General features: G+C 67.9%; 13 protein-coding genes. 3 read left to right on the top strand and 10 right to left on the bottom strand.

Annotated features, from left to right (window positions below; translation table 11 throughout):
* The 4 genes from VNS22_RS15865 to VNS22_RS15850 all read right to left on the bottom strand — a co-directional run.
* The coding region (locus tag VNS22_RS15865; protein WP_325734075.1) for an NAD(P)(+) transhydrogenase (Re/Si-specific) subunit beta at window positions 1–1,072 on the bottom strand (1,072 nt) is incomplete at its 3' end.
* A gap of 11 nt (window positions 1,073–1,083) precedes the next feature.
* The gene (locus tag VNS22_RS15860; RefSeq protein WP_159712282.1) at window positions 1,084–1,371 is read right to left on the bottom strand and encodes a proton-translocating transhydrogenase family protein; all 288 of its coding nucleotides are present in this window, start codon (window positions 1,369–1,371) and stop codon (window positions 1,084–1,086) included.
* Window positions 1,372–1,391: 20 nt separating this feature from the next.
* Entirely contained in the window at window positions 1,392–2,516 is a 1,125-nt protein-coding gene (locus tag VNS22_RS15855) for a Re/Si-specific NAD(P)(+) transhydrogenase subunit alpha (RefSeq protein WP_325734072.1), read from the bottom strand.
* 123 nt (window positions 2,517–2,639) lie between these two features.
* The gene (locus VNS22_RS15850; protein ID WP_325734070.1) at window positions 2,640–4,043 is read right to left on the bottom strand and encodes a M20/M25/M40 family metallo-hydrolase; all 1,404 of its coding nucleotides are present in this window, start codon (window positions 4,041–4,043) and stop codon (window positions 2,640–2,642) included.
* Window positions 4,044–4,598: 555 nt separating this feature from the next.
* On the opposite strand from VNS22_RS15850, the gene VNS22_RS15845 reads away from it, so the two are divergent.
* Window positions 4,599–4,847 (top strand): hypothetical protein, encoded by a 249-nt coding sequence (locus tag VNS22_RS15845; protein ID WP_325734068.1) that lies wholly within the window; start codon window positions 4,599–4,601, stop codon window positions 4,845–4,847.
* Between the two features lie 25 nt (window positions 4,848–4,872).
* Entirely contained in the window at window positions 4,873–5,229 is a 357-nt protein-coding gene (locus VNS22_RS15840) for a hypothetical protein (RefSeq protein WP_325734066.1), read from the top strand.
* Between the two features lie 40 nt (window positions 5,230–5,269).
* Here the strand turns inward: VNS22_RS15840 and VNS22_RS15835 are convergent, their stop codons facing one another.
* The 5 genes from VNS22_RS15835 to VNS22_RS15815 all read right to left on the bottom strand — a co-directional run bounded on the left by VNS22_RS15835 (window position 5,270) and on the right by VNS22_RS15815 (window position 10,440).
* Window positions 5,270–6,220 carry an aminotransferase class IV gene (locus tag VNS22_RS15835; protein ID WP_325734064.1) on the bottom strand — a complete coding sequence of 317 codons (951 nt, stop codon included), beginning with the start codon at window positions 6,218–6,220 and terminating at the stop codon, window positions 5,270–5,272.
* Window positions 6,221–6,300: 80 nt separating this feature from the next.
* The gene (locus tag VNS22_RS15830; protein ID WP_325734062.1) at window positions 6,301–7,332 is read right to left on the bottom strand and encodes a sn-glycerol-3-phosphate ABC transporter ATP-binding protein UgpC; all 1,032 of its coding nucleotides are present in this window, start codon (window positions 7,330–7,332) and stop codon (window positions 6,301–6,303) included.
* A gap of 28 nt (window positions 7,333–7,360) precedes the next feature.
* A complete protein-coding gene (locus VNS22_RS15825) occupies window positions 7,361–8,197 on the bottom strand; it encodes a carbohydrate ABC transporter permease (protein WP_325734060.1) in 837 nt (278 codons plus the stop codon).
* The gene (locus VNS22_RS15820) at window positions 8,194–9,105 is read right to left on the bottom strand and encodes a sugar ABC transporter permease (RefSeq protein ID WP_325734058.1); all 912 of its coding nucleotides are present in this window, start codon (window positions 9,103–9,105) and stop codon (window positions 8,194–8,196) included. The genes VNS22_RS15825 and VNS22_RS15820 overlap by 4 nt, the downstream gene beginning before the upstream one ends.
* A gap of 69 nt (window positions 9,106–9,174) precedes the next feature.
* Window positions 9,175–10,440, bottom strand: a complete 1,266-nt coding sequence (locus VNS22_RS15815) for an ABC transporter substrate-binding protein (protein ID WP_325734056.1) — start codon at window positions 10,438–10,440, stop codon at window positions 9,175–9,177.
* A gap of 124 nt (window positions 10,441–10,564) precedes the next feature.
* Between VNS22_RS15815 and VNS22_RS15810 the strand changes: the two genes are divergently transcribed.
* On the top strand, window positions 10,565–12,052 hold the full coding sequence (locus VNS22_RS15810) for an alkaline phosphatase family protein (RefSeq protein ID WP_325734054.1): 1,488 nt from the start codon (window positions 10,565–10,567) through the stop codon (window positions 12,050–12,052).
* Here VNS22_RS15810 and nth read toward each other — a convergent pair.
* Window positions 11,986–12,681 carry an endonuclease III gene (gene nth / locus VNS22_RS15805; protein WP_349261809.1) on the bottom strand — a complete coding sequence of 232 codons (696 nt, stop codon included), beginning with the start codon at window positions 12,679–12,681 and terminating at the stop codon, window positions 11,986–11,988. The genes VNS22_RS15810 and nth overlap by 67 nt on opposite strands.
* Window positions 12,682–12,808 lie beyond the last annotated feature (127 nt).

Below are 12,808 nucleotides of genomic sequence, written 5' to 3'. Positions count from 1 at the left end.
GCATGCGGCCCGCGACCGGGTGGATGGCGTATTTCACTTCCACGCCATTGGCCTTCAGCTTGTCGGCCATTTCGCGAACGGCGTGCTGCGCCTGCGCCACCGCCATGCCGTAGCCCGGCACGATGATGACCTTCTGCGCGTTCATCATCAGATAGGCGGCATCGTCGGCCGAACCCTGCTTGACCGTACGCTCGATGCCGTCGTCAGCGCCGCCCGTCGCGGTCTCGCCGCCGAAGCCGCCGAGGATGACGGAGATGAAGGAACGGTTCATGCCCTTGCACATGATGTAGGACAGGATCGCACCCGACGAGCCGACCAGCGCGCCGGTGATGATCAGCGCCAGATTGCCCAGCGTGAAGCCGAGAGCGGCGGCGGCCCAGCCCGAATAGGAGTTGAGCATCGACACCACGACCGGCATGTCGGCACCGCCGATCGGGATGATCAGGAGCACGCCGATCAGGAGCGAGCACAGGATCAGCAGCACGAAGGCGGTGGTGCTCTGCGCCATGATCAGCCAGATCAGCAGCAGCAGGATGACCACGCCGATCGCGATGTTGATGACGTGGCGGGCCGGCAGCATGATCGGTGCCGAGCCCATGATCGCCTGCAGCTTGGCAAAGGCGATGATCGAGCCGGTAAACGTGATGGCGCCGACCACCGCACCCAGGCCCATCTCGACCAGCGACAGGCCCTTGATCGTGTCGGTGGTGCCCGGCACCAGGATGTGGAAGGCCTCGGGGCTGGCGAAGGCACCGGCGGCGACGAACACCGCGGCCAGGCCCACCAGCGAGTGAAAGGCTGCGACCAGCTGCGGCATCGCGGTCATCGCCACGGTCCGGGCGATGTAGAAGCCGGCACCACCGCCGATCACCAGTGCTGCGGCGATCAGCACGTAGGCCAGGACGGAGGGCTGCTGCAGGGACAGGAGCGTGATGAGGATCGCCAGGCCCATGCCCAGGATGCCGGCCTGCAGGCCGCGCTGGGAGGTGGCCGGCGAGGAGAGGCCGCGCAGGCTGACGATGAAGCAGACCGCGGCGATCAGGTAGCCGATGGCGGCGAGGTTGGGGCTCATCCGGGCGCTCCTCAGCCGCGCTTCTTGAACATGGCGAGCATCCGGTGGGTCACCGCGAAGCCGCCGAAGATGTTCACCGCCGCCAGCACCACGGCGATGAAGCCGAACACCAGCGCTATGGTGCTGCCGGAACCCATGGCCACCAGGGCACCCACGATGATCACCGAGCTGATCGCGTTGGTGACTGCCATCAGCGGCGTGTGCAGGGCGGGGGTGACCGACCAGACCACATAGTAGCCGACGAAGATCGCCAGCACGAAGATGATCAGGTTGAAGACGCTGTGATCGATCAGTTCCATGTTCTCTTCTCCAGCGTCGTTCAGGCGGCCTGGAAGGCGTCGTGGACCACGGCACCATTCGCGTCGGTAAGCTGGGTTCCCTTGATCAGCTCGTCCTCGCGGTTGATCACCAGCCCCTTGGTCTCAGGATCGACCAGGAGGGTCACGAAGTTGAGGAGGTTGCGGGCGTAGAGGGTCGAGGCGGCCGGTGCCAGGCGGGAAGCCACGTTCGGGTTGCCCACGATCTTCACGCCGTTCTTCTCCACCACCTCGCCGACTACCGAGCCCGCAACGTTGCCGCCGGTCTCGACCGCGAGATCCACGATCACCGAGCCCGGCTTCATCGAGGCGACCATCGCCTCGGTCACCAGCACCGGCGCCTTGCGGCCCGGGATCAGCGCGGTGGTGATCACGATGTCCTGGTTCTTGATGTGCTCGGCGATCACTTCCTGCTGCTTGGCCTGCTCCTCGGGCGTCAGCGCCCGGGCATAGCCGCCGGCGGTGGCGGCTCCCTCCGGGATGAAGCCCACGAACTTGGCGCCCAAGGAGGCGATCTCCTCCTTGGCGGCCGGGCGCACGTCGGTGGCGGTGACCACCGCACCCAGGCGGCGGGCGGTCGCGATCGCCTGCAGGCCGGCGACACCGGCGCCCATGACGAAGACCTTGGCGGCGGTGACCGTGCCGGCCGCGGTCATCATCATCGGCATCACGCGGGCATAATGCTCCAGCGCGTCGAGCACCGCCTTGTAGCCGGCGAGATTGGCCTGGCTGGACAGGACGTCCATCGCCTGGCCGCGCGTGGTACGCGGCAGGAGCTCCAGGGCGAAGGCCGCGACCTTCCGCTCAGCATAAGCCTGCACCTGGTCCTTGTTCATGTAGGGGTCGAGCTGGCCGACCAGGACCTGACCCGGGCGGAGCAGCGCCATCTCGCCCTCGTCCGGCCGCTTGACCTTCAGCACGATGTCGGCGGCGAACACGGCAGCCTCGTCCGGTACGATCGTGGCCCCGGCATCGGCGAACAACTGGTCGGCGATCTCGCAATTGGCGCCGGCACCGGCTTCGACCAGCACGTCGACCCCGAGCGCCTTCAGCTTCCTTACGGTCTCTGGTGTCGCCGCGACACGACGCTCGTGCGCGGCGCGCTCCTTCGGCACCCCGATCTGCATTGGACGCTCTTCCTGCCGAGAGTTGATCGGGCGCTACGATGTCGCACCCAGGGCGCCTTAGGGAAGCGAAGCCGATCCGGCAAGTGGGCAGATGCACTCGACCGGCTGGCCAACCGGCGGTGGTCAGCGCCGCACGGTCGCCAGCCGTTCCAGCAGCGCCGCATGGGTGGCGATGCCGCGCTTGAGGCAGATCAGGTCGAACTTCTCGTTCGGGCTGTGCACCCGGTCGTCGTCCAGCCCGAAGCCCACCAGCAGCGTGTCCATGCCCAGGATCTCACGGATGCTGCCGACCACGGGGATCGAGCCGCCGCAGCCCATCAGCACCGGCTCGCGGCCGAACACCTGCCGGATCCCGGCGCGCGCCGCCTCGATCCACGGCCCCTCGGTCGGCACGGTGATGCCGGGCGAGGAGCCGAAATCCTGGAAGGTCAGGCGGCAGTCGGGCGGCAGCCGGTCCGCCACGAACTGGCGGATCGCCGGAGCGATCGTCTCCCAGCGCTGGCCAGGCACCAGCCGCGCGCTGATCTTGGCCGACGCCTTGGCCGGGATCACGGTCTTGGTGCCGTCGCCGGTATAGCCGCCCCAGATGCCGTTGATGTCCAGGGTGGGCCTGGTCCAGTTGCGCTCCAGGAAGCTGCGGCCCCGCTCGCCATGCGGGCCCGTGAGGCCGACCATGCCCAGAAACTCGGCTTCGGTGACCGGGAAGTCCCGCCAGGAGGCCAGCACCGCCTCCGAGGGTTCCTCGATGCCGTCATAGAAGCCCGGAAGGGTGACCCGCCCCTCGGCATCGGTCATCTCGGCCAGGATCCGCACCAGCAGGTTGTTCGGGTTGACCGCGACCCCGCCATACATCCCGGAATGGAGGTCCATGGCCGGCCCGTGCACCGTGACCTCCACATAGGCCAGGCCGCGCAGCGAAGTGGTGATGGCGGGCTGGTCGGGCGAGACCATGCCGGTGTCCGAGATGAGGCACAGATCGGCCCGCAGCTCGTCCCGGTTGGCCCGCATGAACGGTTCGAGCGACGGCGAGGAGCCCTCCTCCTCGCCCTCGACGAACACGGTCACCTTGCAGGGCAGCGTGCCGTGCACCTGCATCCAGGCACGGAACGCCTCGACGAAGGTCATCACCTGGCCCTTGTCGTCCACGGCACCCCGCGCGACCACCCGCTCCGCTCCCGGCTCCCCCACCACGGTCGGCTCGAAGGGCGGGCTGTCCCACAGCCCGATGGGATCCACCGGCTGGACGTCGTAATGGCCGTAATAGAGCAGATGCGGCACATCCGCGCCCGGCGGGCCCGGATGGTGGGCGACCACCATCGGCATGCCCGGCGTCTGCCGCAGCCCGGCCTCGAACCCGATCGACCCGAGTTCCGCTGCCAGCCAGGCAGCGCAGTCCCGGCTCGCCGGATGATAGGCCGGGTCGGTGGCGATCGAGGGGAAGCGCAGGAACTGCTTGAGCCGCTCCAGTGCCATCGGGAACTGACGTTCCACCTCGGCCAGGACGGGAGCGAGTTCGAGCTGGGTCACGGGATCGGTCACTCCGGCAGCGGGCAGGTTGCGGCTGGCTGCTACCAGCCGGCGAGAGACGCGACCAGGGGCGAGATGGGATTCCCGGGTGAGCGCTCCGGCAGCTTTCCGGAAGTAAAGTGGAACGACGCCAAACAGAACAGACCTGTCACCCCGCGTCCGGACCAGCAAGACCGGGGAATGGCCGAAGCTAACGGCAATAACCCGCACACTCGGGCACACCTGCCGGATACCTGCGCTGCAGCGCATGGGCGGATCAGCTTGAGAGCGATAGCGGCTGATCTTTCCGGCCGCCTGTTTCGCCTTGTCGGACACTGGCCGGCTTTTCCTGGAAAAGCTAGTTCTTGAACGTTTTTTCTCGCAGGAAATAGTTGATCAGCCGTTCAAAATCGGGGATCGTGTGCGTGCCGACAGATTGGCACTCGAAAGTGATAGTTACGTACGGCCGTCCCCAGGTCAGGTCGCCTGCGATGAGAGTTCGTCGCCGACGCCTTGCCCTCCCGACGAAGATACGGATCGCATCGGACGTCTAGGAGACATTTCCTCAGGATTGAGGTGCCGAAGAATAACTTCGGATCGGTCCCCGAGGACCTGCGTCTGCGCGAGGCAAATCCTCATGAATATGTGCTGCGTGCGATACTAGATTTTTTAGACGGCGCCGGTTTTGCGTCGCAGTTGCATGGTCAGCCGACGTCGCCTCGTGCGTCGGGTCAGGCTGGATGGACGGGCAGCCGGGCAGCCGGCTGCCCGTTTTTCTTGGATGACCGCGGCAGCGCGCGCTATGGCGATGCCCACCCGGAATGACACCGGGCGCCCGGGGGAGACGACCATGCACCGCCGCGTGACGATCACCATGCTCGCGGGCGTGCTGGCCGGGTGCGCGGTACCGCCCCCGTCCCGGGACGTCCCGGCAGGCTTCGACCGCAATGCCCTGCTGACGATCGAAGCACCGGTGGCGGAGGTAACCCACCGCCCGCCCGACCTTCTGATCGTGCTGGCTGCGGAGGAGCAGAGCTGGCGCTGCCTGCTGGGGCCGCCCGCGGCCCTGGCCGAGCAAGGCCTGACGGAAGCATTGCTCGCCCCCGGCACCCCGATGGTGGCGGTCGGCCACCCGAGCCTCACGGACGCGCACCTGCTCGATGTCACCGTGATCACCGTGGCCGGCCAGACCTTCGAGCTGCACTGAGCGCGCGCAGGACCGAGCCGCGCTCAGGCAGCGGCAGCCGTCAGAACGGCCGCGAGGGCGCGCTCGGGTCGAGGTGGCGGCGGTACTGTGCCACCCAGTCGAAGTCGACCAGCCGGCAATAGGCGTCGGCCAGCCGGCGGGTCACCGGCCCCCAGACCTGCCCCTTGGGCCCGATCTCCACGCCGTTCACCCGGCTGGCCGGGCAGAGGCAGAGCGAGGTCGAGGTGATGAACACCTCGTCGGCATTGTAGGCGTCGTAGAGGTCGATATCCGCCTCCTCCAGCCGCAGCCCCTCGGACCTCGCCAGGTCAATCACGGTCTGCCGCGACACGCCGGGCAGCACGTAGCGCTCGTGCGGCGTCAGGATCACCCCGTCCTTGACCACGAAGATGTTGGAGCCCAGTCCCTCGGACAGGTTGCCGTTGATGTCGAGCAGGATCGCCCAGGCCGAGGGGTCCATGGCGTGCACTTCCTGGCTCGCCACGATCAGGTTCAGGTAGTTGTGCGACTTGATCCTGGGGCTCAGGCTCTCGGGCGGGGTGCGCCGGGCGGACGGCACCACCACCTTGATGCCCTCCTCGTACAGGCTGGCACGCTGGCGGAACGGCAGCGGCATGCATTCCAGCACGATGTTCGGCCCGTGATGGTCGAGATTGTCGCCATCTACTGCCCGCACGCCCCGGCTGATCCGCTGGGCCATCCAGAAGTCGTCATCCGGCCCGAGCAGGTGCCGGTTGCGCTCGAACAGCTCCTCGCTGAGCCGGCACATCTCCTCCGGGCTGTAGCCCGGATCGATCCGCAGGTACTTCAGGGAGCGGTAGAGCCGCTGGACATGCTCCTTCACCTTGAACAGCTTGTGGCCGAAGCTGCGGGTCATGTCGAAGCAGCCGTCGCCATAGATCCAGCTGGAATCCCGGAACGGGATCCGCACCTCGCGCTCCGGCATGAACTCGCCGTTGAACCACGCGACCCGCTCGTTCTGCAACGTCATTGCTTCGCCCCTCCCCTGCACCGAAGGCCATGGCCGACAGCGTAGAAGGACGGGGCGGGAAGCGCCAGCGCGGCAAGGGCTCAGCCGAACGCCGCCCGCGGCAGGCTCAGCCCTTGCCGGTCGAACAGGTAGCAGGCCTTGGCCGGCAGACCGACCGTGACCGTACCCTCCGGCGGCAGGTCGACCATGCCGGCATGCTTGACCACCAGCGGGTCATCGAGGCCCAGGTCGACATAGACCCAGCTTTCCGCCCCCAGCCGCTCCACCGCCAGCACCCTGCCCTCCACCGAGGCATCGGCCGGCTCGCCCAGCCGCAGATGCTCGGGGCGGATGCCGACCTCCACCGCCTCGTGCGGGATCGCAAAACCCTTGGGATAGGTGGCCGGGAGGAAGTTCATCTTGGGCGAGCCGATGAAGCCTGCGACGAACCGGTTGGCGGGGTGCTGGTAGAGCTCGATCGGAGTGCCGACCTGACGCACCTCGCCGGCATCGAGCACCACGATCCGGTCGGCCAGCGTCATCGCCTCCACCTGGTCGTGGGTCACGTAGATCATGGTCGCGTCGAGGCGGCGGTGCAGCTTGGCGATTTCGATGCGCATCTGCACGCGCAGCGCCGCGTCGAGGTTGGAGAGCGGCTCGTCGAACAGGAACACTCTCGGGTCGCGGGTGATCGCCCGGCCGATCGCGACCCGCTGGCGCTGCCCGCCGGACAGCTCCCGCGGCTTGCGGTCGAGGAGCCGGTCGAGTTGCAGGATGCGCGCTGCCTCGCGCACCCGTCGCTCGGCCTCTGCCCGGTCGGTCTTCGCGAGCTTCAGGCCGAATATCATGTTCTCGAACACGCTCATGTGCGGGTAGAGCGCGTAGGACTGGAACACCATGGCGATGCCGCGCTCGGGCGGGGTCAGCTCGTTGACCACCTCACCGTCGAAGCGGATCTCGCCGGCACTCACGTCCTCCAACCCGGCCACCAGCCGGAGCAGGGTCGACTTGCCGCATCCCGAGGGCCCGACGAACACCACGAACTCGCGGTCACGAAGGTCGAGGTTCACGTCCCGGATGGTTTCCACCGAGCCGAACCGCTTGCCGACCCCGGCGAGTTCGATCCTGGCCATCACTCTCCCCCCGGCCGCTGCATGGCACTCATCCCTTCACGGCACCGGCGGTCAGCCCAGACACGATCCGGCGCTGGAAGATCAGCACCAGCACGATCAGCGGCACGGTCACCATCACGCTCGCGGCCATGATGTTGCCCCAGGGCAGTTCGTAGGCCGAGGCGCCCGAGATCAATGCTATCGCCACCGGCACGGTGCGCTGCTCGCCGGACAGGGTGAAGGTCAGCGCGAACAGGAACTCGTTCCAGGCAGCGATGAAGGCCAGGAGGCCGGTCGTGCTCAGGGCCGGCCCCAGGAGCGGCAGGAACACCCGGGTCACGATGGTGAGGGGCTTCGCCCCGTCCACGATCGCCGCCTCCTCCAGTTCCTTGGGCAGCGCCCGGATGAAGGTGGTGAGCACCCAGACAGTGAAGGGCAGCGTGAAGATCAGGTAGGAGAGGATCAGGCTCGGCAGCCGGTTGTAGAGGCCGAGTGCGCGGACCAGCTCGAACATGCCGGAGAGCACCGCCACCTGCGGGAACATCGACACGCCCAGGATGGTGAACAGGAGCAGCGAGCGGCCGCGAAAGCGGATCCGGCCCAGCGCGAAGGCGGCCAGCAGCCCCAGGGCCAGGGACAGCACCACCACGGCGGAAGCCACGATCAGCGAGTTCACGATATTGCGGCCGAACGGCTGCTCGGCGAACACGGCGTAGTAGTTGGCGAGGTTGGGCGGCGGGAAGAAGTCGATCCGGAACATCTCCGAGCCCGGCTTGAACGAGCTGACGATCGCCCAATAGAACGGGAAGACCGCGTAGAGCACGATCAGCGCCATCAAGAGGTAGAAGCCGGCCCGGCCGAACCGGCGGCGGGTGCGGCGGCTCATGGCTTCTCCTCCGCCTGACCGCTGCCGATCCGGGCGAGCGTCAGGTAGACCGCGGTGAACAGCGCGATGGTCAGGAACAGCAGGGTGGAGGCGGCCGAGCCGAAGCCCACGTCCTGGAAGTCGACCAGCTGCTGGCGGGCATAGACCGACATGGACATGGTCGCCTGGTTGTTGCCGGTGAGCACGTAGATCGCGTCGAAGATCCGCAGCGCATCGAGCAGGCGGAAGATCACCGCGACCAGGAGCGCTGGCATCAGGAGCGGCAGGGTCACCTTCCAGAATACTTCGACCGGATGCACCCCGTCGACCTTCGCCGCCTCGTAGCACTCGGTCGGCAGCATCTGCAGGCCGGCCAGCAGCAGGAGCGCCATGAACGGCGTGGTCTTCCACACATCCACCATGATCACCGCCCAGATGGCGGTGTCGGGATTGGCGGTCCAGGCGATGCCCTGGTCGATGATGCCCAAGAGGATCAGCAATTCGTTCAGGACGCCGTACACGTCGTTCAGCATCCAGGCCCACATCTGCGCCGAGACGATGGTCGGGATCGCCCAGGGGATCAGCACGGCGGTGCGCAGGAGGCCGCGGCCGGGCAGATGGACGTTGAGCGCCAAGGCGATGGCGAGGCCCAGCACCGTTTCCAGCGACACCGACACCAGGGCGAAGAACAGCGTGTTCCAGACCGAGCGCCACCATTCCGGATCGGTCAGCAGATATTCGAAATTGGCCAAGCCGACGAACCCGGCCGCACCCATGTCCGACAGATTGGCGTCGGTGAAGGCGAACCAGACCGTCCGGCCGAGCGGCCAGGCCGCCACCAGGGCCAGTGCCACCAGCATCGGCGCCAGGAACAGCCAGGCGGCGCGGGTACGCGTCCGGGTCAGGCGGGAGGTGGCCGGTCCTGCCATGGCGCGCCGCCTATTGCCTGCATGCCTGGCCGGACGCCCCTGCCTGCCCGCCGCTCCCGGCAGCCGGACTCACCAGCGGCCGCCGCGGCTGAGCCGGTCCAGCCGGTCGGCCAGCGCATCGAGCGCCGCCGCGGCCTCGGCCCGCCCGCTCAGCACCTGGTGCGCCGCATTGTAGAACTCGGCGCTGACCTGGTTGTACTTTGCCCCGGTCACCCGGGCCGGCCGCGCCACTGCATTGGTGAAGGTCTCGTAGAGGTCGCCCATGAAGGGAGCCGCCTCCAGCACGTCGGTGTCCTGGTAGAGGGCCGGAATGGTCGGGTTGTAGGCGCCCTCGATCGCCCGGCGCTTCTGCTCGGTGGGCGAGGTCAGGAAGCGGACCAGGTCGACCGCCTCGGCGGGGCTGTCCGAATATTTGCTGACCGCGAGCTGCCAGCCGCCCAGCGTCCCGGTCGTCTTGCCGCCCTCGCCGCCCTTCGGCAGGGCGGCCACGCCGATCTTGTCCTGGACCGGGCTGTCCTGCGCCTGCCCGAGCCCCCAGGCATAGGGCCAGTTGCGCATGAACACGGCGTTGCCGGCCTGGAATACGCCGCGCGCCTCCTCCTCCTGATAGTTCAGCACGCCTTCGGGCGAGATCTCGCCCACGGTCGAGGCGGCCCAGGTCAGGGCGGCCGCCGCCTGCGGGTTGGCCACCGTGATCTTGCCGTCCGCATCCACGATCTGGCCGCCGCCGAAGCTGTCGATCCATTCCAGCGCGTTGCAGGTCAGCCCCTCATAGGCCTTGGCCTGATAGACATAGCCCCACATCCGGTCATTGCCGGCGGCGCGCTCCTCGTCCTGGATTTTCTTCGCGGCCGCGGACAGCTCCTCCCAGGTCTTGGGCGGCTGCAGACCGTACTTCTCCAGCAGGTCCTTGCGGTAATAGAGCAGGCCGGCATCGGTGAACCAGGGCATCGCCACCAGCGCACCCTCGACCGTGTTGTTCTCGATGATCGCCGGGAAGTGGGCGCTGACCTCCTCCTCGGAGAACTCGCCGGACAGGTCGAGGAAATGGCTGCCGAGCAGACCCGGCCAGACCACGTCGATCTGGAACACGTCCACGTCGCCCGAGCCGGCCGCGAGCAGCTGCTGGTAGAGTGCCAGGCGTTCGGTGGCGGAGTTGGGGGTGGAGACGATCTCCACCTCGTTGCCGGTCTGCTGCGCCCAGGCCTCGGCACCGGCCCGGCAGAACTCCAGTTCCGCTCCGACCGAGCCGCAGGAGATCGAGATCGTGGCCGCCTGGGCGCCGCCGCCGACCATCAGGGCGGCCAGTGCCGCGAACGTCGCGAGCTTGGGCATGTTCGTTCTCCCCGACCGTTCGTTTCCGACCAGAGGGTGGCCCCCACCCCTCCCGGTTGTCCACCCCTCCGGTTGTCCGGACGCTGTTCCCCTGTCACCATCGCCCGGGCTGGCGGGGGCGGGCGTGCTGAACATTCTCTTCATCACGGCGGACCAGTGGCGCGGCGACTGCCTCTCCGCGGTCGGACACCCGGCGGTGCGCACGCCCAACCTCGACCGGCTGGCCGCGGACGGTGTGCTGTTCACCCGCCACTTTTCCAACATGACCCCCTGCGGGCCGTCGCGCGCCTGCCTCCACACCGGCATGTACGGCTTCAACCATCGTTCGATCCGCAATGGGACGCCGCTCGACCGGCGTCACACGACGCTCGCGATGGAACTGCGCAAGAGCGGCTGGGATCCCGTGCTGTTCGGCTATACCGACACCAGCGCCGATCCGCGTGACCTCCCTGCCACGGATCCGCGCCTCCTGACCTACGAGGGAGTGGCACCCGGCTACCGGCCGGTCTGCCTGATGCTGGAGAATGCCTTGCCCTGGCTCGCGCATCTGCGGGAGCGGGGCTATGGCGAGCGCTGCCTGGACGAGCTCTATGGTGGACCGCTGGGCGCCCCGGCACCGTTCAGGGCCGAGGACAGCGAGACCGCCTTCCTGACCGACCAGGCGATCGCGTTCCTGGAAAGGCGGAGCCCTCACCCCTTCTTCCTGCATCTCTCCTACATCAAGCCGCACCCACCCTTCGTGGCCGCCGCCCCCTGGCACGACTCGGTCGATCCGGAACGCCTGCCGCCGCCGGTGCGCCGGGCCGACCCTGCGGCCGAAGGCCTGCTGCATCCCTGGCTGGCCGCGCATCTGCGCCGGCCGCTGGGCGACTGGTTCCGGCCGCATCTGGGTGGCACCGAAGCCCTGGCCGGCCCGGCCCTGCAGCGGCTCCGGCAGGTCTATCTCGGCCTGATCGAGGAGGTGGACCACCATGTCGGCCGCCTGCTGGAACACCTGGCCAGGACCGGCCTGCTGGAGCGCACGCTGGTGGTGTTCACCGCCGACCATGGCGAGATGGCCGGCGACCACTGGATGATCGGCAAGTCCGGCTTCTTCCCGCAGGCCTTCCACGTGCCGATGGTCGCGCGCCACCCGGTGGGTGCGCGCGGCCAGCGGGTGGCGGCATTCACCGAGCATGTCGACCTGATGCCCACCCTGTTGCAGGCGGCGGGCGTGCCGGTCCCGCTCCAGTGCGACGGCCATGGGCTGGAAGGCTTCATCCTCGGCCAGGAGCCGCGGCGCTGGCGCGATGCCGTCCATTACGAGCACGATGTCGGCGACCTGGAGACCGGCTGGCACCGGGATGCGCTGGGCCTGGACGACCACGCGTGCGGACTGGCGGTGCACCTGGACGGGCGGCATGCGCTGGTGGCCTTCGCCGGCATGCCCGACCTTCTGTTCGACCTGCAGAGTGACCCGCACTGGCTGGCCGACCGTGCCGGGGACCCGGCACTGGCGCCGGTACGTGCCAGGCTTGCATCCGGCATGCTGTCCTGGCGAATGTGCTATGCCGACCGCCGCCTGTCCTCGGCGCTGCTGACACCGGCGGGCCCGGTCGGCCGCTTCGAGTAGAGCTGCTTGTCCGGATAGAGGCACCAGGGCTCGATCACGCAGCGCCAGCATTCCGGCCGCCGCGCCTTGCAGATATAGCGGCCGTGCAGGATCAGCCAGTGGTGGGCGCCCATGAGATATTTGTCCGGCACGACCTCGAGCAGGCGCTGCTCGACCTTTTCCACGGTCTTGCCGGGTGCCAGGCCCGTGCGGTTGGCCACCCGGAAGATATGGGTGTCGACTGCGATGGTCGGTTCGCCGAACGCCACGTTCAGGACCACGTTGGCGGTCTTGCGTCCCACCCCCGGCAGGGCCTCTAAGGCGGCCCGGTCGTGCGGAACCTCGCCGCCATGGCGCTCCACCAGCTCGCGGGCCAGCGCCACGACGTTCTTCGCCTTGTTGCGCCACAGGCCGAGCGTGCGGATATGCTCGCCCACCTCCGCCTCGCTCAGCCGCGCCATGCTCCTGGCATCCGGTGCCGCGGCGAACAGTGCTTTGGTCGCCTTGTTCACGCCGACATCGGTCGACTGCGCTGAGAGGACCACCGCTACCAGCAATGTGAAGGGAGTCGTATAGACGAGTTCCGTCTGCGGGGCTGGATCATTCTGGGCAAGTCGGGCGAAAATCGCCTCGACCCGCTCCGCTGTCATGGCTTGGCTCATGGTTCGCCTGGTCGGGGCTGTTCTGGGTTGTCGCCGGTCATATATCCGTTGCTGCCTGCGATCGAGGTGACAATGAGCGAGCACTCCGTGGCGGAACCGGTGCTGTTCAATGCGG

The sequence above is a fragment of the Geminicoccus sp. genome, assembly GCF_035556675.1.
GTDB lineage: Bacteria > Pseudomonadota > Alphaproteobacteria > Geminicoccales > Geminicoccaceae > Geminicoccus.
The sequence above is the reverse complement of the archived record's forward strand: the minus strand, read 5'-3'. Positions and strand labels throughout refer to the sequence as shown.